General features: G+C 34.4%; 30 protein-coding genes. 21 read left to right on the top strand and 9 right to left on the bottom strand.

All coding sequences use genetic code 11. The features are described 5' to 3' along the window. Positions 1-84: 84 nt before the first annotated feature. The 9 genes from sirA to AC22L0_RS18380 all read left to right on the top strand — a co-directional run bounded on the left by sirA (position 85) and on the right by AC22L0_RS18380 (position 8,612). A complete protein-coding gene (gene sirA / locus AC22L0_RS18340) occupies positions 85-525 on the top strand; it encodes a sporulation inhibitor of replication protein SirA (protein WP_000860645.1) in 441 nt (146 codons plus the stop codon). A 78-nt stretch (positions 526-603) separates the two neighbouring features. Next, the gene (locus AC22L0_RS18345; RefSeq protein ID WP_001123317.1) at positions 604-825 is read left to right on the top strand and encodes a YneF family protein; all 222 of its coding nucleotides are present in this window, start codon (positions 604-606) and stop codon (positions 823-825) included. 122 nt (positions 826-947) lie between these two features. After that, positions 948-2,699: an ABC transporter ATP-binding protein gene (locus AC22L0_RS18350; RefSeq protein WP_000862459.1), complete on the top strand. Its 1,752-nt coding sequence runs from the start codon at positions 948-950 to the stop codon at positions 2,697-2,699. After that, positions 2,699-4,462: an ABC transporter ATP-binding protein gene (locus AC22L0_RS18355; protein ID WP_000229522.1), complete on the top strand. Its 1,764-nt coding sequence runs from the start codon at positions 2,699-2,701 to the stop codon at positions 4,460-4,462. The genes AC22L0_RS18350 and AC22L0_RS18355 overlap by 1 nt, the downstream gene beginning before the upstream one ends. 131 nt (positions 4,463-4,593) lie before the next feature. Then, a complete protein-coding gene (locus AC22L0_RS18360; protein ID WP_001181406.1) occupies positions 4,594-5,640 on the top strand; it encodes a GH25 family lysozyme in 1,047 nt (348 codons plus the stop codon). 140 nt (positions 5,641-5,780) lie between these two features. Further along, entirely contained in the window at positions 5,781-6,800 is a 1,020-nt protein-coding gene (locus AC22L0_RS18365; RefSeq protein ID WP_087967690.1) for an NERD domain-containing protein, read from the top strand. Positions 6,801-6,823: 23 nt separating this feature from the next. Then, positions 6,824-7,372: a hypothetical protein gene (locus AC22L0_RS18370; RefSeq protein WP_000943751.1), complete on the top strand. Its 549-nt coding sequence runs from the start codon at positions 6,824-6,826 to the stop codon at positions 7,370-7,372. 239 nt (positions 7,373-7,611) lie between these two features. Then, positions 7,612-7,758 (top strand): BC1881 family protein, encoded by a 147-nt coding sequence (locus tag AC22L0_RS18375; protein ID WP_000644411.1) that lies wholly within the window; start codon positions 7,612-7,614, stop codon positions 7,756-7,758. 98 nt (positions 7,759-7,856) lie between these two features. Further along, complete coding sequence (locus tag AC22L0_RS18380) at positions 7,857-8,612, top strand: sulfite exporter TauE/SafE family protein (RefSeq protein ID WP_000974655.1); 756 nt, start codon at positions 7,857-7,859, stop codon at positions 8,610-8,612. Positions 8,613-8,979: 367 nt separating this feature from the next. Here AC22L0_RS18380 and AC22L0_RS18385 read toward each other — a convergent pair whose 3' ends face one another. Continuing rightward, the gene (locus tag AC22L0_RS18385) at positions 8,980-9,180 is read right to left on the bottom strand and encodes a DUF3903 domain-containing protein (RefSeq protein ID WP_000625226.1); all 201 of its coding nucleotides are present in this window, start codon (positions 9,178-9,180) and stop codon (positions 8,980-8,982) included. A gap of 142 nt (positions 9,181-9,322) precedes the next feature. Here AC22L0_RS18385 and AC22L0_RS18390 point away from each other — a divergent pair, with 142 nt between their 5' ends. Further along, complete coding sequence (locus AC22L0_RS18390; RefSeq protein ID WP_000442975.1) at positions 9,323-9,736, top strand: NUDIX hydrolase; 414 nt, start codon at positions 9,323-9,325, stop codon at positions 9,734-9,736. A gap of 12 nt (positions 9,737-9,748) precedes the next feature. Here AC22L0_RS18390 and AC22L0_RS18395 read toward each other — a convergent pair whose 3' ends face one another. Both AC22L0_RS18395 and AC22L0_RS18400 read right to left on the bottom strand, forming a co-directional pair. Continuing rightward, positions 9,749-10,426 (bottom strand): LrgB family protein, encoded by a 678-nt coding sequence (locus AC22L0_RS18395; protein ID WP_000578954.1) that lies wholly within the window; start codon positions 10,424-10,426, stop codon positions 9,749-9,751. Next, on the bottom strand, positions 10,423-10,788 hold the full coding sequence (locus AC22L0_RS18400; RefSeq protein WP_000872365.1) for a CidA/LrgA family holin-like protein: 366 nt from the start codon (positions 10,786-10,788) through the stop codon (positions 10,423-10,425). Before AC22L0_RS18400 ends, AC22L0_RS18395 begins: the two co-directional genes overlap by 4 nt. A 153-nt stretch (positions 10,789-10,941) precedes the next feature. On the opposite strand from AC22L0_RS18400, the gene alsR reads away from it, so the two are divergent. Further along, entirely contained in the window at positions 10,942-11,841 is a 900-nt protein-coding gene (alsR, locus tag AC22L0_RS18405) for an acetoin biosynthesis transcriptional regulator AlsR (RefSeq protein ID WP_000423236.1), read from the top strand. 93 nt (positions 11,842-11,934) lie between these two features. On the opposite strand, the gene AC22L0_RS18410 is transcribed toward alsR, so the two are convergent. Further along, positions 11,935-12,534, bottom strand: coding sequence for a hypothetical protein (locus AC22L0_RS18410; protein WP_001220602.1), 600 nt, complete (start codon positions 12,532-12,534; stop codon positions 11,935-11,937). Positions 12,535-12,703: 169 nt separating this feature from the next. Between AC22L0_RS18410 and AC22L0_RS18415 the strand changes: the two genes are divergently transcribed. The 3 genes from AC22L0_RS18415 to AC22L0_RS18425 all read left to right on the top strand — a co-directional run bounded on the left by AC22L0_RS18415 (position 12,704) and on the right by AC22L0_RS18425 (position 15,218). Then, positions 12,704-13,279: an ABC transporter permease gene (locus AC22L0_RS18415; RefSeq protein WP_069604019.1), complete on the top strand. Its 576-nt coding sequence runs from the start codon at positions 12,704-12,706 to the stop codon at positions 13,277-13,279. Positions 13,280-13,369: 90 nt separating this feature from the next. After that, positions 13,370-14,281 (top strand): ABC transporter ATP-binding protein, encoded by a 912-nt coding sequence (locus AC22L0_RS18420; RefSeq protein WP_000180622.1) that lies wholly within the window; start codon positions 13,370-13,372, stop codon positions 14,279-14,281. After that, positions 14,274-15,218 carry an ABC transporter permease gene (locus tag AC22L0_RS18425; protein WP_000482759.1) on the top strand — a complete coding sequence of 315 codons (945 nt, stop codon included), beginning with the start codon at positions 14,274-14,276 and terminating at the stop codon, positions 15,216-15,218. The genes AC22L0_RS18420 and AC22L0_RS18425 overlap by 8 nt, the downstream gene beginning before the upstream one ends. A gap of 47 nt (positions 15,219-15,265) precedes the next feature. Here the strand turns inward: AC22L0_RS18425 and AC22L0_RS18430 are convergent, their stop codons facing one another. Beyond that, positions 15,266-16,411, bottom strand: coding sequence for a M20 peptidase aminoacylase family protein (locus AC22L0_RS18430; RefSeq protein WP_000253673.1), 1,146 nt, complete (start codon positions 16,409-16,411; stop codon positions 15,266-15,268). Between the two features lie 132 nt (positions 16,412-16,543). Then, positions 16,544-17,452 carry an EamA family transporter gene (locus tag AC22L0_RS18435; protein WP_000947046.1) on the bottom strand — a complete coding sequence of 303 codons (909 nt, stop codon included), beginning with the start codon at positions 17,450-17,452 and terminating at the stop codon, positions 16,544-16,546. A gap of 322 nt (positions 17,453-17,774) precedes the next feature. On the opposite strand from AC22L0_RS18435, the gene AC22L0_RS18440 reads away from it, so the two are divergent. The 3 genes from AC22L0_RS18440 to AC22L0_RS18450 all read left to right on the top strand — a co-directional run bounded on the left by AC22L0_RS18440 (position 17,775) and on the right by AC22L0_RS18450 (position 19,245). Further along, positions 17,775-17,924 carry a peptidase T gene (locus AC22L0_RS18440; protein WP_071686460.1) on the top strand — a complete coding sequence of 50 codons (150 nt, stop codon included), beginning with the start codon at positions 17,775-17,777 and terminating at the stop codon, positions 17,922-17,924. 16 nt (positions 17,925-17,940) lie between these two features. After that, entirely contained in the window at positions 17,941-18,648 is a 708-nt protein-coding gene (ccdA, locus tag AC22L0_RS18445; RefSeq protein WP_001152676.1) for a cytochrome c-type biogenesis protein CcdA, read from the top strand. 90 nt (positions 18,649-18,738) lie between these two features. Then, positions 18,739-19,245: a CcdC family protein gene (locus AC22L0_RS18450; RefSeq protein ID WP_001028440.1), complete on the top strand. Its 507-nt coding sequence runs from the start codon at positions 18,739-18,741 to the stop codon at positions 19,243-19,245. Positions 19,246-19,315: 70 nt separating this feature from the next. On the opposite strand, the gene AC22L0_RS18455 is transcribed toward AC22L0_RS18450, so the two are convergent. Both AC22L0_RS18455 and AC22L0_RS18460 read right to left on the bottom strand, forming a co-directional pair. Continuing rightward, complete coding sequence (locus AC22L0_RS18455; RefSeq protein ID WP_087967692.1) at positions 19,316-19,747, bottom strand: DUF2621 domain-containing protein; 432 nt, start codon at positions 19,745-19,747, stop codon at positions 19,316-19,318. 103 nt (positions 19,748-19,850) lie between these two features. Further along, positions 19,851-20,147, bottom strand: coding sequence for a hypothetical protein (locus AC22L0_RS18460; protein ID WP_000262400.1), 297 nt, complete (start codon positions 20,145-20,147; stop codon positions 19,851-19,853). A 245-nt stretch (positions 20,148-20,392) separates the two neighbouring features. On the opposite strand from AC22L0_RS18460, the gene AC22L0_RS18465 reads away from it, so the two are divergent. Both AC22L0_RS18465 and AC22L0_RS18470 read left to right on the top strand, forming a co-directional pair. After that, positions 20,393-20,980 (top strand): AAA family ATPase, encoded by a 588-nt coding sequence (locus tag AC22L0_RS18465; RefSeq protein WP_001986424.1) that lies wholly within the window; start codon positions 20,393-20,395, stop codon positions 20,978-20,980. Next, positions 20,977-21,549, top strand: coding sequence for a DJ-1/PfpI family protein (locus tag AC22L0_RS18470; RefSeq protein ID WP_061655820.1), 573 nt, complete (start codon positions 20,977-20,979; stop codon positions 21,547-21,549). The genes AC22L0_RS18465 and AC22L0_RS18470 overlap by 4 nt, the downstream gene beginning before the upstream one ends. A gap of 13 nt (positions 21,550-21,562) precedes the next feature. Here AC22L0_RS18470 and AC22L0_RS18475 read toward each other — a convergent pair whose 3' ends face one another. Continuing rightward, complete coding sequence (locus AC22L0_RS18475; RefSeq protein WP_000166777.1) at positions 21,563-22,510, bottom strand: class I SAM-dependent methyltransferase; 948 nt, start codon at positions 22,508-22,510, stop codon at positions 21,563-21,565. 196 nt (positions 22,511-22,706) lie between these two features. Here AC22L0_RS18475 and hutP point away from each other — a divergent pair, with 196 nt between their 5' ends. Further along, complete coding sequence (hutP, locus tag AC22L0_RS18480) at positions 22,707-23,147, top strand: histidine utilization transcription antiterminator HutP (protein ID WP_000926516.1); 441 nt, start codon at positions 22,707-22,709, stop codon at positions 23,145-23,147. Positions 23,148-23,250: 103 nt separating this feature from the next. Further along, positions 23,251-24,768: a histidine ammonia-lyase gene (gene hutH, locus AC22L0_RS18485; RefSeq protein WP_000631875.1), complete on the top strand. Its 1,518-nt coding sequence runs from the start codon at positions 23,251-23,253 to the stop codon at positions 24,766-24,768. Positions 24,769-24,771 lie beyond the last annotated feature (3 nt).

Here is a 24,771-nt window from a genome sequence, read left to right on the forward strand (position 1 = left end):
TTTATCTCTCCGCAGTCAGACAATCATTGCAAATTTTCTTATATATAATGAAGAGAAAAGGTTGTCCAGATTGGGAGTGGAAAAATGAAAACGTATGAATTGTATTTAATTCAAGAGGATATTGCGAAAGCTTATTTTGGTCGTGAATATTTGTTTTTTGATTTATTTGCTCGATTTTCAGAATCTGGGTCCCTTTCGGAGAAAAAAGTGTTATATAAGCAAATGATGTATATAACGATGCCATTGCAAGTAATGAAAATTCATCATAAATTAGAACAAGCTTTGCGCGTTCTTGGTAAATATGATAGAACACATCATACACATACACTTTATACGGGAGCGGAGTACGGCGAAATAATGGTGAAACCGCACTATATTCGTATGAATACCTCTGGAAATGTCTCTATGGAAACAACATTCTTTGAGGTGTTAAGAAAGTGTGAATTAACATTTTTAGCTATGGATTATGAAAATACAAAGTATGGATGGCTGAATCCTCTAAAACAAGTACGAACATATGTGTAAAAAATGTCGAATTGTATCTTGTCTTATTGAAAAGGTTTTAGTACACTGTAAGGTAGACAACATGAAGGAGGAAAATATATGCCAATTTGGTTAGGTATTCTAGTGGGCGTAGTAGCACTAGTAGCAGGCGTGGCGTTAGGATTTTTCATTGCCCGCAAATATATGATGAATTACTTACAAAAAAATCCACCAATTAACGAACAAATGTTAAAAATGATGATGATGCAAATGGGACAAAAACCTTCCCAAAAGAAAATCAATCAAATGATGAGCGCAATGAACAAGCAACAAATGAAATAAGCGCTAAAAGACACTCGCTAAGAGTGTCTTTCTTTTTGTTAGTTATAGTTTTTAAAACTTTTAAAAATTCTGTATTTTTGGTAAACTGAAAACATCGCTCATTTTAAGGGAGGAGGAAAAAAATGAAAGTGTTTATGAATTTAGCGTGGTTTTTTAAACAAGAAAAACGAGCGTACATAACTGGAATTATTTTATTGTTTGGCGTTGCACTTTTAGAACTTGTAGCACCAAAAGTAATTGGAATCGTTGTAGATGAAATTAATGATGGAACATTGACGACCGATAAGTTACTAAAATGGGTTGTACTATTAGTAATTGTAGGCATTACGATGTACATATTACGTTACATATGGCGTATTATGATTTTCGGGTCGTCATTAAAATTAGCTCGCCAATTACGAAAAAATTTATATGAACATTTTACAAAGATGAGTCCATCTTTCTATCAGTCAAATCGAACAGGTGATTTAATGGCACATGCGACCAATGATATTCAAGCGATCCAGCAAACTGCTGGAGCAGGTGTTTTGACGCTTGTTGACTCATTAGCTGTCGGAGGATGTGTACTCGTAGCGATGGGTTTTACAATTAGCTGGAAGTTAACATTATTAAGTTTAATTCCAATGCCGATTGTAGCTATTTCGACAAATTATTATGGAACTTTATTACATAAAAGGTTTCATAAAGCACAGCAATCGTTTTCGGAAATCAATGATAAAGTGCAAGAGAGTATGAGTGGAATGAAAGTGATTCGCTCGCTTGGACAAGAGAAAGAAGATTTGCAGGCGTTTCGAAGAAAATCAGAAGATGTTGTACATAAAAATGTGTTAGTTGCACGTATTGATTCGTTATTTGATCCGACAATCTCTCTTATCGTTGGATTTTCTTTTTTAATCGCAGTATGTTATGGATCGGTATTAGTTGTAAGAGGTGAATTAACAGTAGGTGATCTCGTTACATTTACGACATATTTAGGTACCCTCGTTTGGCCAATGTTAGCGTTTGGATGGTTATTCAATATTATGGAGCGTGGGCGTGCTTCATATGACCGTGTAGAAAAAATTCTTTCACAAAAATCAGATGTAGTAAATAGCGAAAATGCTGTACAGACAATAGCGAGCGGTAATGTTTCGTTTGCCGTTGATTCATTTTCGTATAAGAAAAATGAATTGTTACATTTAAACGATATTCACTTTGATTTGAAGAAGGGCGAAACGCTAGGAGTTGTAGGACGTACAGGCGCAGGGAAAACAACTTTATTAAAATGTTTAATCCGTGAGTATGATCATTTTAATGGTGAATTAAAAATTGGGGAGCGAGATATTCGAGATATAACACTTCATGGTGTCCGTTCTGCCATTTCATACGTGCCGCAAGATCATTTTTTATTCTCAGCAAGTATTGGTGAGAATATTGCCTTTGGAAAGGCGGATGCTACATATAATGAAATTACCCAAGCTGCAGAGATTGCTTGTATTCATAATGACATCCTCCAATTTTCAGAAGGATATGAAACAGTAGTAGGGGAAAGAGGTGTTTCGTTATCTGGTGGTCAAAAACAGCGAATCTCTATTGCTCGTGCTTTATTAACAAATGCTGAAATTTTAATTTTGGATGATTGTTTATCAGCAGTAGATGCAAAAACAGAAGAGACGATTTTAAGTGCCTTAAAGAGGGAAAGAGCAGGGAAAACGACGATTATTACTGCACACCGATTAAGTGCAATTCAGCATGCCAATCTTATTCTTGTTGTTGATGAAGGTAGAATTGTACAAAGAGGTACACATGAGGAATTAATGAAGGAAAACGGCTGGTATAAGGAAATGTATGAAAGCCAGCAATTAGAAGCTTTAGTCGAGAAAGGAGGCGTATGATGGTAGAGAAGAAGCGAAGTGATTTAAGTAGATTGCTTTCCTATATGAAGCCATATAAAGGGTTGCTATCTTTAGCATTTATCTTTTTAGTTGGTGCGACAGTAACGGAAATGATGGGTCCTTTTTTAATTAAACAATTCCTCGATGAACACCTAGTACCGCGGGATTTTGAACGATCAGCGCTCGTTACTTTATTTGTAATTTACATAGTTGCTCATTTATTAAAAGTATTATTTACGTATTTAAATCTATTGTACTTTCAGAACATTGCTTTTAAGATTGTTCAAGATATGCGAGTTGAAGTATATGAACATGTTCAAAAGCTGTCATTAAGTTTCTTTGATCGTACGCCGATTGGTACACTTGTATCGCGTATAACAAATGATACGGAAGCGATTAAAGATTTTTATGTTAGTGTATTATCAACATTTGTGAAAAATGTAGTCTTTTTAGTAGGTATTTTAGTAGCGATGTTTTTATTAGATGTAAAATTAGCGCTATTTTCTCTCGTATTAATTCCGATAATGTTTGCGATTATGGTATTATATCGCCGGAAAAGTGCAGCTTTTTATTTAGAAGTACGTAATCAACTAAGCGTGTTAAATGCAAAGTTGAACGAGTCCATACAAGGAATGAATATTGTTCAAGTGTTCAGACAAGAAAAACGTATGAGAAAAGAGTTTGAAGAAGTGAATAATAAACATTATAGTGCAGGGCGACGTACTTTGAAGTTAGACGCATTACTTTTACGACCAGCTACGGATTTAGTGCATATTGTAGCTATTGCGTTAGTACTAGGTTTATTTGGGATTGATGCTTTAAAGAGCCCTGTTGAAGTAGGAGTTTTATATGCTTTTGTTAACTATATACATCGTTTCTTCCAACCTGTAAATGAGATGATGATGAAATTGTCCTTTTTCCAACAGGCACTTGTTTCGTCATCACGTGTATTTCATTTAATGGACGAGAAAGATTTAGCACCGGTTCAAAAAGGCAATGAGAATCCTCAAGTTGTGGATGGGGATATTGAATTTAAAAATGTTACTTTTTCATATGATGGAAAGCGTGACGTTTTAAAAAATGTATCATTTCACGTGAAACAAGGGCAAACGGTTGCTTTTGTTGGGCATACTGGTAGCGGAAAAAGTACGATTATGAATTTGTTAATGCGATTTTATAATATTAAGTCAGGAAATATTGTAATAGACGGTGTAGATTTAGAAAAATTTGAAGAACGAGAAATTAGAAAGAAAATAGGACTCGTATTGCAAGATGCATTTTTATTTGCTGGAAATGTAAAGCAAAATATTCGTATGTATAATGAAGAAATTACGGATGAAGAAGTAAAAGAAGCTGCTCGATTTGTGCAAGCAAATACGTTTATTGAAAAGTTACCAAAACAGTATGAAACAGAAGTAGTAGAAAGAGGTGCAGCATTTTCAAGCGGTCAACGACAATTAATTGCTTTTGCTAGAACGATAGCAACGAATCCGAAAGTATTAGTATTAGATGAAGCAACAGCTAATATCGATACAGAAACAGAAGAGGCTATTCAAACAGCGTTGCAACAAATGCGAAAAGGTAGAACGACGATAGCCATTGCGCATAGGTTATCTACAATTCAAGATGCAGATCAAATTTTTGTGATGCATGATGGAGAGATAGTAGAAAGAGGAACACATCAAGAATTACTAAGTGAGCAAGGTTTGTATTATAATATGTACTTGCTACAAAATAAAGTGAGTTTGCAAAAGGCCTTGTAATACAAGGTCTTTTTTATTTTGTATACAACATATGTTTACTCTTTGTTTCTATAGCATAAATGTTGTGTCCTCTTATGAAACTTGTACATATTGTATGTATACGAAGTAAAAAAATTGATAGGAGATTTTATATGCAAAACAGATCAAGTTCAAATGTTACGTTTATTGATGTGTCTCATTGGGAAGGGAATATTGATTGGAATGCAGTGAAGGCATCTGGAGTTCCAGCAGCGTATGCAAAAGCGACAGAAGGTGTAAACTACATTGATCCTACTTTTACTAAGAATGTACAAGCAGCACGAAATGCGAATGTATTAATTGGTGCATACCATTTTGCACGCCCAGAACAAAATGATGCAATTTCAGAGGCGAAATATTTTGTGGGTATATTACAAAATAACCAGACAGACTTAATGCCAGTTCTGGATTTAGAATCACCAACAGATCCGAGCAACAGTAATTTAACTGGTAACGCTATATCGAATTGGGCAAGAAGCTTCATAAATTATGTGAAACAGGCTACTGGAAAAGATGTAATGTTATATACAGGAGTTTGGTATATTAATGAGTTCGGAATTAGCGGATTAAGTGATATACCGCTTTGGATTGCTAAATACTCGAGTACACCGCCTGCTGATGCTGGTGGATGGACAGCGTGGACAGCGTGGCAGTACACAGATTCTGGACAAATTTCAGGCGTAGGAAATTGTGATGTATCAGCTGCAGTTTCATTAGAAGCTTTAAAAGGGAATGGAGCAAGTGGTGGAGGTAATGTTTCCCCGCCTAATAATGCAACTCCAGTGTACGGGGTTGCTATAATTAATGGAGATAATGTGAATTTGAGAAGTGGACCATCTTTACAGTCTAGTGTAATTCGCCAATTGAATCGTGGCGAAACATATGAAGTTTGGGGAGAACAAGATGGATGGCTTTGTTTAGGGACAAATCAGTGGGTATATAATGATCCGAGTTATATTCAGTATAAACATTATGTGGCGACTATTACTGGTGATAATGTAAATTTGCGTGATGCTCCATCATTAAATGGAAATGTTATAAGACAGTTACATCAGGGTGAATCGTATCGAGTGTGGAGTAAGCAAGATGGATGGCTTTGCTTAGGGACAAATCAATGGATATACTACGATCCGAGTTATATTCAGTATGGTGTACAATAGAGTGAAAATAAAAGGTGCCCCGTCAGAGGTGCCTTTTATTAAAAATATACAACTTTTACAAAGTCTATATCGAAACCATAGTATACTATAGTAGATATATTTATAAAAAATAATCGAAAATGAAATAAAGGAGTAAAAATATGAATTATGTGCTAATAGGTGCGATTTTAATATTATTAGCTGTAGCATTTGTGCTGTTTTATAAAAATAAACAGTTAGAATCAGAGAGTCAGCAAGTAGAATTTGAAAAGAAACAAGCGATTGAAACGTATAAAAATGAAATTGCAGCTACAGTGATAGAGCATAAAGAACAACAAAATAATTTAAAAAATATGGAACAGAAAAAATACAATGATTTACAAGTAAGTGCAAATAGAGAAATTGAAAATATGCGTATGATGAAAAATCAATTAGCTATGCAGCATAGTAAAGAACGTAGTGAAATACAAAATAAACATAATAACGAAATACATATGTTTCAAAAATTAATTGCAAATTTACGAGAATATACTAAAAACGGTGCTGAAATGAATACGTACGAAACATTACATTATATGAAGCGAGGATTCATAGAGCAAGGCATCATATTAGATGCTGAAATTCAAATCATGCCGAATGTTTTTATTAAAAATAATAGTGAAATAAACGATAATCGAATCCATCATCTCATCTTGTGCAAAACTGGTATTTATCTACTTGAGACGAAAGAATGGGAAGAGAAATTAATTCATGGTTTAACGAAAGAAAATGCTGGTATATATTCATTTATGATTGATGAAATGGGTAAGTATCAACAAGAAGTTGAAAAAGAAGAGACATTTGAATATATAGTAGGTAAAGATTCGTCAACTATACAAGTGAAAAATGAAGGAAATCCAGTATATAAGGCGAAGAAACTATCTCAAATTTTATACAATTGTTTGAAAGAAATGCAGGCTAATAGTATAAAAGAAAAGGTAAAACCAGTTGTATATTTTTATAATGAAAATGGAAAAGAAATAATAGATCTTTCTAGTGAGGAAACACCTAGATTAAAAAATCGGGAGCAAATTGTAACGTTCTTCAGAAATGAAATCTTAACAGGGAAAGTAGTATATACAGTGCAAGAATTAGAACAGATTCGAGAAATGATTAGCCGGATGAATTATATAGTGAGTTAAAAGGGGAGATCTTTCTGAACGCTATGCTACGTGGCATTTTGTATGTCTATTTTTGTTTGTATATAGTAATGTACATTCTATTTATATTCGTCATTGATATGGTCCATATACCCTTAAGTGTAAGGAGCATTTTTGTAGTATTCATACCATTTGTTTTATTAGTCATGATTCAAAGGGCTATTTTATATGTTTCTAAAAATCGTAATGAAGAAAAGAAGCAAATGTTGGGGGTTTTAATAGTAGCACTCATACCATTAATAGTGTGCACTGTACAACTAAGTGTAAATGAATATACATCAAAGTTTAATCAAAATAGATGGTTAAATCATGCAGATAAGCGGGTATATATGGTAGATGATCTATTACAAAAATATAAATTAATAGGGAAATCAAATGAAGAAATTATACAATTGTTAGGAGCTCCAACGGAAACGAGAAGTGGGGAAGAAGGAGTTACCACTTTGTATTATCTTGGGACTGAACGTGGCTTTATTCCAATAGATAGCGAACAGCTTGTTTTCCAATTTGATAGAGATGGAAAAGTCATGGAATATACGGTGCATAAAGATTAAAGAAACGTAGAGGGAAGCTATATGTTATAGCTTCTTTTTTATTTTTCAATATGTCACGGAAGGGGGAGAAGGTTTTTGAGTGGAATAAGGAATGAAAGCGGAGGTGATGCATATATATAGATGCATTGGGTGATTATTAGTCCGATTGGTGAGGGGTAATAATTAATAAGTACGGACAAAAACCCCACTCATTAAAGTTTCACTTTATCATATTGTATAAATGAAAAGGAGGTAAGACGGTGAAAGCAATCCCGACTGATGTCCTGAGTAAAGAATTGATGGAAAGAGAAGGAGTTATCTCTATTACAGTAAAGGAATTTGAAAAGATAGAAGTAGCTGGAGTGGTGGTCGCTGGTCCAGCAGTTATTTTGATTAATCAAGATTAAGTACATATCATTGAAATAAAAAGCATCCATCTAGGATGCTTTTTATTTGTATGTAAGGATAAATATGATGGATAATTGTGTTACTGGAGGGAAAGTCTGTGGCAATTATTATAACAATGTTAGTAATGGGTATTTTATTAGGATTTGTTGGAGCTGGAGGAGCTGGGTTTATTATCGCGATACTCACTTTAGTATTCCATATTCCTATTCATGTTGCTCTTGCAACATCTTTAACTGCAATGGCATTTACGACATTATCAGGTGTTGTCAGTCATTACCGTGAAGGCAATGTTGCATTTATTATAGGCGGGATTGTTGGAGGATTTGGCGCAATTGGCTCTTATATTGGTTCTAAATTTGGTTCACTTATACCAGCACATCTTCTTCATTGGTTTACAGCTGGGATGTTATTTTTATCGGCAATTTTTATGTTTATTAAATTAATTATGTTCCAAAACAAAGAACAGTCATCTTTATATAAGCATAAAGAGTTTTCCATGAACTACTTGTTGAAATGTATATGCCTTGGATTAGTTACTGGAATGATGGCTGGTTCATTTGGGATTGGTTCTGCACCGTTTATTCAGCTTGGATTAATGGTTCTATTGAGACTAACGATTCAGCAATCTGTAGGGACAACAATGCTTGTTATATTACCGATTGCAATTGGAGGCGGGCTAGGATATAGTTCGGAAGGATATTTAGATTATATATTGTTATTGCAAGTATTGATTGGGACCATGTTAGGGGCATACATTGGCGCGAAGTTTACAAATTATGCACCGCGAACGCTTTTGAGGTTTTCGATGATTATGACACCGGTTTTAGCTGGGTGTATGCTATTGATGGAATAAAGTGAAATTATAATCAGTAGGGGGTTACTGCTTACAAATAGCGAGATAAAATTAATATAGCAAACTATTAATATATTTTACGAATGAATTATATAGGTAATTCATATTTCCCATATAAAAGGATTTGCTTTAATATTATGAGTGTAAAGTTCGAGTATTCGAAGTACTACTTGAATTATATCCCTATCCCTTTTCTAAAAATGCGAACAAGTTTTGCCCTATTCTATTCAATATTTAATTGTATAGAAATATATTGTTCGATGACCATTATGGAGCGTACATAATGGGAAAATCCCGATCCTTAAAGAGGATGCCCCTAATCTTCATGTGAAAATATGATCGGATATGAAAGCTGACCAATTTATGGTCAGCTTTCTTTTTGTTCGAAAATTATTTCTTCTTTAATTTCTGTTTGCAATAATACAGTTTTTCCGAAGCGACGTTTGCATTCCGCGCGCACTTTTTCAAGGGCTAGTAGCTGAGTAGTGGCGGGAACTGTGACAATAGCTTGGCGAGGTTTTCGATTTTCTTCACAAAAGACACATTCCACAACATAATTAGAAATCATATTTTCATCCTTCCAGTTTTAATTTCTAAGAAGGGATTGTCTATGAAGTTGATGTAACTTTTCGTCATTGTTTTATTATTTTCCTCTTTTTTTCAAGGGGAAAATAATAAAGAAGGCGAATTTTAGTAGGGGAGGGATGTTTATGGAGAGATGGATAGGTAGTGCAGCGGTATGTGTAAATGAAAAAAATGAAGTTTTAATGGTATTGCAGGGCAAAGAGGGAGAAGAAAAAAGGTGGTCTGTCCCAAGTGGAGGACTTGAAAAGGGAGAGACACTAGAAGAATGTTGTATTAGGGAAGTTTGGGAAGAAACAGGTTACAATGTGGAAGTTGTAAATAAAATATATGAAAAAGAGGGTATTACATACGGTGTTCCAGTGTATGTCCATTATTATTTTGTTAAACAAATAGGCGGTAATATGAAAATCCAAGATCCTGATGAGTTAATACATGAAATTGCTTGGAAAGGGATACATGAAGTTGAACAATTGTGTTTAGCTTTTCCAGAGGATTATGAATTGCTGTGCCAATATATAGATAAAGAAGCAAGTATGTAAATACTTGCTTCTTTAATGTATCCAAGACAAGAAAAGCGGAACGATAACTAAACTAGCGCCTGCTGTTAAAAGCATAGATAAACTTGCAATTGTTCCTTCCACAGGACCGATTTCGAATGCTTTTGATGTACCGGTTCCATTTGCGCTCGTTCCTAACATAATACCTTTTGCGATTGCTGTTTTAATACGGCAAATACGTATGAGAGAAGGACCGAGCAATGCTCCTGTTAAGGCAGTTAAAACGACAAATACAGCAGTTAATTGTGACATACCACCAATCATTTCTGAAATAGCCATTGCGATTGGTGTTGTTACGATATGTGGCGCTAAACTATGTTCTAGTGATGAATCAATTTGAAAATAATTTGCTAGTAGTGCTGAAGTAATGACTGATAAAAACGAACCGACAATGACATTAAGTAAGATAGCCATTCCATGTTTCTTTAATAAATCAAAGTATTTATAGATTGGCCATGCAAAAGCAACTGTTGCGGGCTTTAATAATTCAGTTAACCAATGACCACCAGATTCATATGTTTCATAAGGTGTATCTAATCCGAGCAATAAAGCAATTAAAATAATGGGACAGACGAGAAGAGGAGAAAGTAGACTCCAATTCCAACGTTGATACATTTTTTTTGATATCCAATATGTGAATAGTGTTAATAGTAAACAAAGAAATCCGATCATTGCGTTGATCCTTTCCGCTTTAGTAGCAATTCTGTTAAAAGTCCTGTAACTAAGGTAACGCAAAGAGTGCTAATCATAATAATTAAAATGAGATCGATTCCATATTGTGTTAGTGTATCTCTGTAACGTATGACAGCGACTGCAGAAGGGATGAAAAATAAAATAAGTTCTTTTAATAAAAAATCTGCTCCGTCCTGTATCCATTCTTTTTTAACTAGATTAAATTTTAATGAAATTAATAATAAAAAAATACCGATTATACTTCCTGGAACTGGGAGGTGTGCCTGTTTTGCAATCCATTCACCTGTCCAAGCGAAACAAAATAGTAATAAAATTTGTCCGCTTAACTTCCACCATTTCATACAGTAACCACCTCTTTCTTTTTTTACATAAAAATTGTAAAAAAGAATTAACAATTTCTACTATACGTTCATTCGAAATATTTGTCTAATATATAAATTATATGTTATTAATATATTAGACATATTAATCGAAAGTGAAAAGGGTGTCCAAAAATGGAATTACGGCATTTGCAATATTTTGTTGTTGTGGCAGAAGAGTTACACTTTGGACGGGCGGCTGCTCGTTTACAAATGACACAACCACCACTTAGTCAACAAATACAGCAATTAGAAAAAGAAATGGGAGTTACATTATTTTCAAGAACGAAAAGAAAGGTTGAACTAACAGAAGCAGGAGAAATGTTTTTAAAAGAAGTAAAAAAGGCGTTTGAACAAATTGAAAAAGCAGTAGAAGTTGCACAAAGTGCACAAAGGGGAGAAGTAGGATCACTTTCAATTGGTTTTGTAGGTGCGGCGATATATGATATTTTACCATCAATTGTTAGGGAATATAGAAAAAATTTTCCGAGAGTGTCTGTTGCATTACATGAATTGTCAACACCAGATCAAGTTCATGCACTTCATGATAACCGTATCGATATTGGCTTTTTACGTCCACCAATTCCAACGCAATTATTAGAATTAGAGCCAATTCAAAGGTTATCATGCACCTTATGTTTACCAAAGGCACATCCACTTGCAGAGAAAGATGAAATACATATAGAAGATTTACGAGATGAGCCGTTTGTATTTATTACGAGACCAGTATGGCCAGCTTTGTATGATACAATTTTATCTCTTTGTAGAGAAGTTGGATTTAGTCCACGTATTGTACAAGAAGCAACAGAGTATCAAACAGTTATGGGGCTTGTAGCAGCAGGGATTGGAATTACAGTAATACCCGTGTCGGCAAATAAGTTATATAAAACAGAAGTTGTATATAAAGAGTTATATGATTCTAATTTCGTTGCAGAAATGTCAGTGGCTTACAAAAAAATGAATAGTAATCCAGAGCTGCTAGAGTTTTTAAAAATTGCAAGAGAGAAGAAAAGAATAGAAGTAGAAGATGAGTAATAGTAGTAACAGAAAATGGATTTGATTCAAATCCATAAAAGTACACCTTATTAAACAATAAAGCGGAAATGCAACTTAAGTTGCATTTCCGCTTTATTGTTCTTTTTTTAGCTCGATACTAAATAGATAAACGTGTTCATTTTCTTTTAAGAGTAAATCAATACCCTTTTCTTCGTCAATTGTAGGGACGCTTACAGTTTCTTTACTGGTTTGGATTACAGCAGCTAAAGTTGTTTTTTGATTGTATTTTAAATTTTTTATAGATTGGATTGTAGTAGTTGCAGAGCTATTTACGCTTGGTGGCGCTTCTTCAGGAACAAGTGTTGAACCACCTTCAATATTCAGATACCACTGCCTTTTTTCTTGTATATCTTTATCAAATTGGAAATGTGGTGGTAAAAAAGAAAGCTTTACTTTCTTTTTTGAAAAATGTGAGGTAGCTATATTAGCAATTTCTTTTGTTTTCTTACCATTGTTATAATAATCAATTGTAGCATTTATTTCATCTTTATCATTTTTAAGCGTAACGTTATAAAATATGCTATTTCCTTCTTGAAAAGGAGTCATTTGTAAAATAGAAGCTTGCTCTTTTGTTAATTTGTATGGCTCAACAATGGCAACTTCATTGTTTTTTATTTGGCTACAACTTGTGAGTAATAATAAACACAAGATTGATAGTAATTTTATACGCATGCAACCTCCTCCTTTTTACAATTATATTCTAAATGTGATTTTTTATCATTTCGTTTTCTAGGACTAAAGACTTAGAAGAAATTCCGATTGTAGTGCGATGTTTAAAATGTCATATTTTTATACACTAGTAGTATAGAATGCGTATGTAATAAGGTAGGGGAAGAATTTTATGTCTTTATGTCGGTTAGCGAGAAAAAATATTATAACATTTGCTACCAAAAGGATGAAGCAATTTATGTGGATTGCTATGAGTACTATGATTTTGTTTTTTATGATATCGTTACAATTTAATGAAGGAGCTATTTTGAAAGTAGGGGATGCATTTGTATTTCAAATGTACTTTTACACACTTTTTATTGTACTAATTTTCATATGTATTTTTACTACATATAAAATGATGTACTCCCTTTTGCATGTGAGGAGGGAGGAGTTTATATCTTATGTAGAAGAAAATATGAAAAGAAAAGAGGTACTATGTGTATTATGTCAGGAGCAATTATTCATTTATGGAGCAGCGTTTGTTTTTGGATTAATTAATGGGATGCTATTTTTGAAATTATTCACGGTTATCTTTATGAAAATCGCAGGGATACAAGGAATAAATAGTGCGCCAATTACAATATATGCAGTTGTAATTATTAGTGTAATTATGATGACTGTCGTTTTAATATCGATGATGCAATGTTATCGATTTGTTCGAAATTTAAAAGATGAAAATTCGTTGCGGTTTAAAGAAAGGGCATGAGAAATCATGCTTTTTTCTATTTTACACATAAAAATAATCATGTTACAGTGAAAAGACCTGACAAAGAATGGGAAGGAAAGGTTGTATAGAATGACAAATGAACAATCAATTGTAAAAGTCGATCGGTTAACGAAGCGAATCGGATCAAAGACACTTGTACAAAATATTAGTTTTGAAGTGAAAAAAGGCGAGGTTGTCGGTTTACTCGGACCAAACGGTGCTGGAAAAACGACTTTAATGAGAATGATGGTTGGTATGATCCGTATGACAGAAGGTGAAGTATGGATTGATGGTCAATCTGTGAAACAGCAATTCGAAAAAACAGCTGCGAAAATTGGAGCGGTAATTGAGACACCTGAATTTTATCCTTTTTTGAGCGGCTATGAAAATTTAACATATTTCGGACGAATGAATGGTAATGTGACCGAAGAACGTATCGATGAAGTAGTGAAATTGTTAGGGATGGGACAAGTAATTGATCGCAAAGTAAAAGCGTATTCACTCGGCATGAGACAACGTTTAGGAATCGCTCAGGCACTTATTCACGATCCAGACGTGTTGATACTAGATGAACCGACAAATGGATTAGACCCTAGTGGAATACATGAAATGAGAATGTACATAAAAAAAATTGCACATGAACAAGGAAAAGCTGTACTTGTATCAAGTCACTTACTTTCAGAAGTTGAATTAATGTGTGACAGAGTTATCATTATTCAGCACGGGGAATATGTGGCTACGCAAAATATTCAGCATAGCCAAAGCGAAGAGATGGAGACGATCCGTATACGTGTAGATGATGCGAATAAAGCAGCAGAAATATTAGGGCATGATGTTTTAGTAAAAGATAATGAATTACTTATTAATGTAAAAGATGAAGAAATCCCAAATGTTATTCGTACATTGCTTGAGAAAAATATTCAAGTGTATCGTGTATATGAAGAAAGAAAAACGTTAGAAGAGCAATTTTTAGAATTAACAGGGGGAAAAGATATTGTTTAATTTAGTATATAACGAACTGTATAAAATATTTAAGCGGAAGCGAACGATTATTCCATTTGCAGTTATTGCAGTATTAATAATCGGATTAGGATGGGTTACGGTAAAGTATTTTGAACCGGAAACAAAAGGATGGAAAGTAGATTATACAGAACGAACTGTAGAAATTGAGAAAAAGCTTGGCATGAAAAAAGAAGCTATTTTAGCAGAAAAATCAGGGGATGAGCTTGTAAAAGAATACCAGCTTAAGATGAAGCATTTAGATACGGATACAGCACCGGCAAGCAGTTCTCCACTTTCTTTCATGAGAGATACAGGTTTTATCGTATTTCCAATTTTGCTCCCATTTATCCTCGTGTATGCAAGTACAATTTTTGCGAATGAATATAGCTGGGGAACATATAAATTTTTAACGATACGACCAGCGAGTCGCTTTAAAATTTTAACAGCAAAATTTTTAGCAATTGTTATATTTGCAGCTTTATTATTTATATTTAATATGATCTTCTCCGCTTTATGTGGACTTGTTATTTATAAATTCCAACAGCCTGCATGGAGTGAGTTTATTTTCCAAGATGGAAATATAATAAAACAAAACATTTTTGTAGAAGCAAGTAAATATTATGTTTTATCGTGGTTACCAACGGTTGTGTACGCATCGTTTGCATTTATGATTTCTGTGTTAACAAGATCTAGTGGAGGTGCAATTGGTATTTCACTATTCCTTGCTTTATCAGGCAATATTGCGCTATTAGCAGCCACTAGATATAACTGGGCGAAATATTTATTGCCAGCAAACACAGATTTATATAGTATTTCAAAGAATGGAAGTTTTATTGATGGAGTAACATTCCCGTTTGCATCATGTATGTTGTTACTTTATTTGTTCGTATTTTTATGTATTTCATATACTGTGTTTTTAAAACGTGATTTAACTTAATAAGAAAAGCCGTTCAGGGTGCTGAGATGCACTTTGAACGGCTTTTTTTATGAGAATTGTTTAAGTGCTCTTTCGGCTAGTAAAGCAAAGTATTCTGCACTTATAGGCAGTGCCTCTTCATTAATTGTAAAAGCAGGATGATGCCATTCATGTGTACCGCTCGTTCCCATAAAGACGAATGAACCTGGTATTTCCTGTTGGTAAAATGAGAAATCTTCTCCAGCCATTGACGGACTAGGCGAGATGATATTAAGATTCATCTTTGTGGCAACTTGAGTAGATAAGTCTGTAAGAGCTTTATCGTTGTGAACAGCAGGAGGACCTGAATAAAAACAGAATTTCGTTTTTACACCTAATGCATCAGATACACCTTTAATAATACGCTCCATGAGTGCTGGAATCTTTTCACGTGTTTCAGCTTGGAATGTGCGAATCGTTCCTTCTAACGTAGCTTTTTCAGGAATCACGTTCCACGTATTTCCTGCATGAATATTTGTAACACTAACAACTGCATTATGAGATGAACTTATATTTCGGCTTACAATTGTTTGCAGTGCCATCACAATTTGAGAGGATGCGACAATAGGATCTACTCCAGCATCTGGTACAGCCGCGTGTGTACCAACTCCGTGAATTTCAATTTCAAATCGATCAACTCCGGCCATCAGTGGACCATCTTTAATGCCAATTGTACCTACTGGTAAATCAGGTTTATTATGCATGCCGAAAATCGCTTGCACATTACGTAAATGTCCAGCATCAATAACTTTGCAAGCGCCATTACTACTTTCTTCAGCTGGTTGGAATATGAAGCGAACCGTTCCATTTAGGGAAGATTCTCTTTCTTTTAATAAGAAAGCAGTACCTAAAATAGCAGCTGTATGAAAATCGTGTCCACAAGCATGCATTTTCCCTCGTACTTTAGATGCATAGGACAAATGTGTTTCTTCTTGAATAGGAAGGGCATCAATATCAGCACGAACTGCTACAATTGGTCCGTTTTTATTACCAGACACTTCAGCGATAATTCCTGTTTCTAAATTGGAATCAATGATAGTAATGTTTTTTTCTTCTAACCAATTTTTTATTGCTTTTGTTGTTTCGAACTCTTCATATGATAGTTCTGGATACTCATGTAAATGTCGACGGATGGAAATAAGTTTTTCTTTTAGTTGATTTGAAATAGATACCATGTAGTATGCCTTCTTTCTTCAGCAAAATATTTATCATAAGTATACAACAATAAAAGAGAGGATTCTCAAATGAAAATCCTCTCTCGTTTATCCCATAAAATCCCGATTGGTTCAACTAATTAAAGTTTCACTTTATGCTGCGACTTTTTTATGCGTATGATGTTTACGATAACGTCCACGCATTGCGTATGCAATTTGCGGGATTGCAATCCCAATTAATATAAGTGATACACCGAACCATTGTGAAGATAGTACAGCCTCTTTTAAAACGAATACTGACATAATTGTTGTAACTGGTAGTTCCGCTGCACCAAGAATAGTCGCTAAGCCAGAACCGATTTTTGGAATCCCGATTGTAAAGGCAATAGATGGAATAACGATACTAAATGTTCCTAATCCTAAACCGTATTTCCAAAGACCTTGAGAAATGGCACCATTAAAAATAAATGTTGGTGGGAATACAATCATGACTAAAGTTAAAGCACCAGTCATTAAGAGAACACCGCGCGGTAATGAAGGTACTTCAACAGCAACTTTTCCGCTTACGAAAATGTATGTTGCGAATGTAACAGCAGATAATAAACCTAAAATGACCCCAGTCGTATCGAAAGCACCTACTGATTGTTCAAGTAAACCACTTGATAAAAATGTCCCTACAAGTAAGAAAATAACAGAAATAACTTTTTCTCTTGAAGGTAATGTTTTTGTTGCGACTGCTTCAATGATAATTCCGACCCAAACGAATTGGAATAAAAGAATAATTGCAATAGAAGCTGGTACAGTTTTTAATGAAGCATAATAAAAAATTCCGGTAAAACTTGCAGATGTTCCTGCAACGAATAAAAGTAATGCTTGCTTTAAAGGAACGCGATGTCTAGAAAATAGAAGTGTAATAGCAAGCAAAATAATCCAACCGAACAAATATTGGCTGCCAATTACCTCTCCAAGTGAAAATCCTTCTGCATATGCAAGCTTAACAAAAATAGCTAAAATTCCATAACTACACGCTCCTAATAAAACTAAAAGAGAATAACGAAGCATGAAAAATTCCTCCCATCTATATGAAGTTGTTCCGTATCGAAAATATATAACTAGAGGGAAGTATACAAAATTAGAAATAAAGGGTCAAATGAAAGAAAAGTATGACATTTTATAGAATAATAATAAAAGTATGATATTTATGCATAATCTTGAAATTTTTAATAGTAGAAGTATTATAAAATAAACTTTGCATTGTATAGAGATAGCATTTGAAAAAAATATTTTTTAAACCAATATGTATATAGACGTACTAGTAACGTGCTAATTATTTGAGAAACTATGTTACCTTTGTTATGGTAATAACAATTAAAGGAGTTTTATAATCCATTTGGGTTTTTTCTATATAATAGAAGGAAATGAAAACGTTTTATTAGAAACTGTGAGGAAGTGCGGTTTTTCTTATTGCCACGTTGTAAAAGTGATTTCACGAATTGTTCATAGTATTTTTATGTGTTTTTGTTACAATATTTAGGGAGAGGAGTGGAATGATGCAAGATATTAGTATTTTTTTAGCGTTTGGCGCCGGGTTCTTATCATTTATTTCCCCATGTTGCTTACCGCTTTATCCGGCATTTTTATCGTACATAACAGGTATGTCGGTTTCTGAATTGAAAGAAGAAAATGCAATGCTTCGCAAAAGAAGTATGATACATACAGCGTTTTTCTTACTTGGATTTTCAATTATATTTATTGCAATTGGATTTGGTACAAGTTTTATTGGAGGAATCTTTACTGACTATAAAGATTTAATCAGACAGTTAGGTGGTATATTTATCATCGTGTTCGGCTTAATTATTGTCGGGGTGTTTAAGCCGAAATTTTTAATGCAAGACCGTAAATTTACATTTAAAAATCGTCCAAGTGGCTATTTTGGATCAGTACTAATCGGATTAGCTTTTGCAGCAGGGTGGACGCCATGTACCGGACCAATTCTAGTGTCTGTAATTGGATTAGCAGCAACAAATCCAGAATCAGCAATGATATATATGATTGCTTACATACTTGGATTTGCAATCCCGTTTTTCGTACTGTCATTCTTTATTACGAAAATGTCTTGGATTAAAAGAAATAGTATGGCCTTCATGAAAGTCGGAGGATATATTATGATTGTTATGGGTGTCTTCCTATACTTTAACTGGATGACGAAAATTATCGTATATTTCTCAAGTTTATTTGGTGGTTTTACTGGTTTTTAGTATTATTCTGCGAAAATGTTGGAAATACTAACGGAAAAGCATATAATGAAAGTATATTTTGCATATAGCCACAAAAAAGGATGAGAAAATATGAACATAGTTCTTTTATCAAGTATCGTTGCTGTTTGTATGGCTGTCGGTGCGATGTTTATTCGTTTAAAAGCAGCTAAGAAACCTGCAACATTGAAAAAAATTATACTTCCACCATTTTTTATGAGTACGGGTGCATTGATGTATGTTTTTCCTGAATTTCGATTAACTCCAGCAGAAATGTTAGAAGCAATTGGTGTCGGTTTGATTTTCTCTATTTTTCTTATTAAAACATCTAAATTTGAAATTAGAGGACAAGAGATTTATTTGAAGCGTTCAAAAGCCTTTGTTTTCATATTAATTGGATTACTTGTAGTGCGGATTGTATTTAAAACCTACTTAAGTCAATCTCTTGATTTAGGACAACTTAGTGGCATGTTCTTCTTACTTGCGTTTGCGATGATTGTGTCATGGAGAATTGCAATGTATCGTTCCTTTACGAAATTACAGAAGGAAATGGAAAAAGAAGATGGTTTTTATAATGAAAAAGATATGAAGCTAACTTAAAAACTGTATATGTACCAAATAAAAAGACAGCGTCAAAGGCGCTGTCTTTTTTATCGAAAATAATATGAAGTTACTTTGCGAGTAAAGATCGATAGTTAGAATAATCAATCTTTTTTTCTTGTAGTTTTTTTATTAAAAATTTATGATCACGCTTTGGTGTGGCAATGATATACCCTTTAATAATTAAGTCTTGTGTAATTTGAGAGGCATTTTCTTGTAATGCAAGTTCCCCGATTTTGCCAGCAATCTTTGATTTTGCAACATCACGAAATAGTTCTGGAACAGGGCTTACAAGCTCTTCTAACAATTGTTTTTGTTCATCATCCCATAAATGTCTCGTTTTATTTATGTAGTGTCCTTCCCAATCCAAAATGGACATGCCGTCTTCTTTTGGTAATCGTTTCAGGAATTTTCTGAACATAAAGTATCCACCGATAGACATAAGCCCTAATAAAATAACCGTCCATAATACAATGAACCAACTGAACCATCCTTCGAGCAAGCATATCCCCCCTTAATGATAGCGGTTTTCTTTTATTCATATTATATACAGTGAGATTCATAGAAAGCAAGAACGCTTGGTCATTTTGACCAAGCGTTATAGTTTAAACGAAGTATAGTTGTTCAACACATAAATTATTATTATCGTCTTCAACATACTCAATAATAAGTGTGCCAACTTTACGATCTTTATCTTCAGTTGTGAAAATAGAGTAAGAAGTAAAACGTGTTTTTGATAGGCCGCTTATATGTGTAGGTAAAGAAATGTAGTCGTTATCGCGGAAGAATTCCATCAGTTCAATATCCTCAAATTCTTTTCGGTCAACTTGTTTGTTTGTATAGCGGCGTTGAAGTTGTTTTAAAGATTCATTCCAAGAAATTGCTTTTGTGTCGTATACCATTGTTCTATCTCCTTACTGTATGTAATTATTAAGAACATACGTTCTAATCTAGTATACTCTTTTTGTTAGAAAAGAGAAAGCAAAAAATAATGTAAGCTTGGATTTCCAAGCTTACATTATTGATGCGTCCGTCATAATCTCTATTTTTCATTATAAGTTAGATAAGAATAAGAAACAAGATGATATATATAATGTTGAGAGTTTTCAAGATTCTGTATATTATAGGTGTACTAAAGTGTAAGGGAATGAGAGGTGTGGCATACGTAATTTCACTGCAAGGGCCGATGGCTAGCGGAAAAACAACATTAGCAAAAAGGTTAGAAAAGAGAGGGTTTCGAGTTATATATGAAAATCCATATCCAATTGTAGAGAAGCGAAAAAAATTGAATTTAGACATGAATTCAAAAGTAGGGTTTATTATGAATCAAAAAATGTTTATGGAAGCAAAAATAAAGGAGTTTCAAAATGTGAAAGATTCAGTCGTAATTTTTGATCGCGGACCAGAAGACATTGAGTTTTTTACACTCTTTTATCCAACGATTATAGGAGAAGAGTGGGATATAGAAACTGAATTGAAAGATGAATTATATAAATTAAGAGCATGCCGTTCGGATGTGATTTTTTACTTAGATGTTACGAAAAAGAATGTATATGATAGAAAAAATAATGATAGAACAAGAAACAGAAGTACGTTTGAGGAGCAATTTAAATTAGTAGAAACTGAAAAAGACTGGTATAAAAAATTTCCTGTAACTTATGTGGACACGAATAGATTAACAGTGGACGATTTAGAGGTATATTTTATGGACTGGTTAAAGGAGAGAGGGCTATGAAAAAAATACTTTTATTTGTATACTCAACATTTGCAGAGTTTGAAATAACAGTAGCGACGGCATTGCTGAAAAATAAATATGAAATCATTACAGCGGGCTTAACTAAAGAATTGGTTATAAGTGAAACTGGATTGCAAGTGCAGCCGCATATAGAAGTAAGTGAAGTATGTGTAGATGAGTATGAGGGGATACTTATTCCAGGTGGAGAAGAAGGACAGTTGGAAGATGCAAAACCTCTTTTTTCAATCATTCGTCAATTTCATGAACAAGAAAAATTAGTGGCGGCAATTTGTGCTGGACCGTATGCACTAGCAAAAGCAGGGTTATTTAAAGGGATTTCTTATACTGCGACTATAGATTATCAAAAATTTGATTGTTTTCCAGTAGAAAATTTCGTGTATGAAGAAGTTGTGAAACACTCAAATATCATTACAGCACAAGGACATGCATTTGTACCATTTGGAATAGCAATTGCCTCTTATTTTGGAGTGGCAGACGAACATAATACAGATTTTTATTGTGGTAAAGGTAATGTAGTAATGGAGAAACTTTTACGAGAAAACGTGTAAAAGCTAGCAAATGCTAGCTTTTTTCTTTTTGACATCGATAAATGGCTAACGTTTTTGGGTCACGCCATATACCGTTATGGAGAGATAATTCCTGGTTGATTTCTTCTGTTAGCCATTCTTTCATCTCGGCTTGAAGATACATATTATCGGGTATATTTAGCGACGGAAACATGCTAGAAATATAGTTTACAATCGGAGTAGCATGATGAAAAACGAGAGCATTATGAATAACTGTTTCTTCAACAGTTGGAAAAACAGATTGTAATATCTCTTTACCGTTTTCTAAACAAAATGGAGTGACTGATGATGTTGTTTTCGGTAAATCAAATGCGTCTAACATACGGTTACACATTTCAACTATACGAGGTAGTGTAACGCTAGAATTTGTTGTAGCTAAAAGTGTTCCGCCAGGACGAATTACTTTATGGAATCCTTGAATCGTTTTTTCAACATCTTTCACATGGTATAACATATGTCTTGCAATTATTAGGTCATAACAATTTGTTTCGAAAGGAAGTTTACTAGCATCCCCTCGTTTCCATTCTATTAAGTTATTTGTTTTAGCAGCTTCAGCAAGCATAGCTTCGGATTGATCAAACCCGGTTAATGGGCCTTTATGACCATTTGTTTGTAAAAGGGAAAGGAATTTTCCACTAGCGCACCCAACCTCTAATATATTTTCTTCCCCTTGAAGTTGTAAATGTTCAATGACGATCTTATCTAAATCTACGTGTTTTTCTTCGTAATGTGTATGTGTGTCGATGCGTGTTTGTAAATGGTTGCTAACGTTATATTGACGTTTTACATCATTCATTTTGTCACATTCCACCTTTGTGCAAAATTGTTGGATTGCATGTGTTAATACATCTGTTTTCTTTAAACCTTCGTAATGGAGTGCTGATTCAAACCTTTTAAGTAATTTCTCTTCAATTCGAAAATGAATATCTTTTCGTTTTGTCACTGAAATTTCGCCCCTTTGCATCTGTTAGTGAGACTATAGCATGCTTGGAAATTTTGTGTAAATCATTTGTGTACACAAAATTATGGGGATGAAAAAAATGTTTGAATATGATTTTAAACTATTGACGATTTAAACGTTTTCATATATTCTTAAATTAAGTAATATTCAAATAATTCAAAAGAAATGAGAGAGTCACATGCTTCTTCAAGGAACACATCGAATTGGTCGTATGGCCATGCTGTTGGCACTTGCGGATGAGAATGAAAGTCCTGTATTATCCATTCCAAAAGGTTGGAAGTATTGTACGGGGAAAGTGGGTTCGATGAATTCGCAAAAGGTTGTCGCAGCAATGGAAACAGCGGCTAAAAGCAACCAAGTTATTGAAACAGACGTTTACAGAGAAACACATGCACTTTATCATGCAATTATGGAAGCTTTGTACGGAGTGACGAGAGGTCAAATTCAGTTAGCAGACGTTCTTCGTACAGTAGGACTTCGTTTTGCGATTGTGCGCGGTACACCATACGACGGAAAAAAAGAAGGCGAATGGGTTGCTGTTGCATTATATGGAACGATTGGTGCACCTGTAAAAGGATCTGAGCATGAGGCGATTGGTTTAGGAATTAATCACATATGATTTGCCCATAGTCTATTAGTTAGAAGGGGGCCTTACTTTTTTAGGACAGAAGTCTGTCTTAAAAAGATAAGGTCCCCTTTTGCCTTTTTAAGGAGGAAAAATGATGATTACGTTAACAGGACATACATTGACAGTTGAAGAAATGAAGAGGTTATTACTGGAAGGAGAAGGTGTAACAGCTTGTCCAACTAGTATGCAAAAGGTAGCGGAGTGCCGCGAAGTAGTTGAGAAAATTGTAGAGGACGGAAAAGTCGTTTACGGAATTACAACTGGATTTGGAAAGTTTAGTGATGTGCTTATCCAAAAAGATGATGTAAAGGCACTTCAACATAATTTAATTCAGTCACATGCATGTGGGATTGGTGATCCATTCCCGGAAGAAGTATCGCGTGGAATGTTAATTTTACGAGCGAACACGATGCTTAAAGGAGTATCTGGTGTTAGGCCGCTTGTTGTAAATATGCTTCTTGAGTTTGTAAACCGTAAAATTCATCCAGTCGTTCCGCAACAAGGTTCACTTGGTGCAAGTGGCGATTTAGCACCTTTATCTCATCTTGCGCTCGTATTATTAGGCGAAGGTGAAGTGTTCTATAAGGGGAAACGCGTTCATGCAATGGTTGCTCTTACAGAAGAAGGGCTTGAGCCAATTGAACTTGAAGCAAAAGAAGGTCTTGCGTTAATTAATGGTACGCAGGCGATGACAGCACAAGGAGTTCTTTCTTATATAGAAGCAGAAGCAACAGCGTATCAAGCTGAACTAATTGCTTCGATGACAATTGAAGGGTTACAAGGCATTATTGATGCATTTGATGAAAATGTTCATAAAGCACGTGGTTATAAAGAGCAAGTGGAAGTAGCGAGCAGAATTCGTGACATTCTTCATGATAGTAAATTAACAACAAAACAAGGAGAACTACGTGTACAGGATGCCTATTCACTTCGCTGTATCCCGCAAGTACACGGTGCTTCTTGGCAAGTTTTAAATTATGTGAAAGAAAAATTAGAAATTGAAATGAATGCAGCAACAGATAATCCGCTTATCTTTGATGGTGGGGAAAAAGTAATTTCGGGCGGGAATTTCCATGGTCAACCGATTGCGTTTGCGATGGACTTCTTAAAAGTAGGAATGGCAGAACTTGCAAATATTTCGGAGCGCCGTATTGAGCGTTTAGTGAATCCGCAATTAAATGATTTACCACCATTTTTAAGTCCAGAACCAGGACTTCAGTCTGGTGCAATGATTATGCAATATGCTGCAGCGTCACTAGTTTCTGAAAATAAAACGTTGGCACATCCGGCGAGTGTAGATTCAATTCCGTCTTCTGCTAACCAAGAAGATCATGTAAGTATGGGAACAATTGCTTCACGCCATGCACATCAGATTATTCAAAATGCAAGACGTGTTCTTTCTATTGAGATGATTTGTGCGATGCAAGCAGCAGAATATCGCGGAATTGAAAACATGAGTACAGTGACGAAGAGCTTCTACCATCAAGGTCGTCAGCAGGTGCCATCTATTAAAAATGACCGTATATTCTCAACAGATATTGAAAATATTGCGCATTGGTTAAAAACGAATTATTCGATAAAAGAAAGATTAGATGTAAACGCAGCACTATAAAAT

The organism is Bacillus sp. LQ01, from assembly GCF_057624735.1.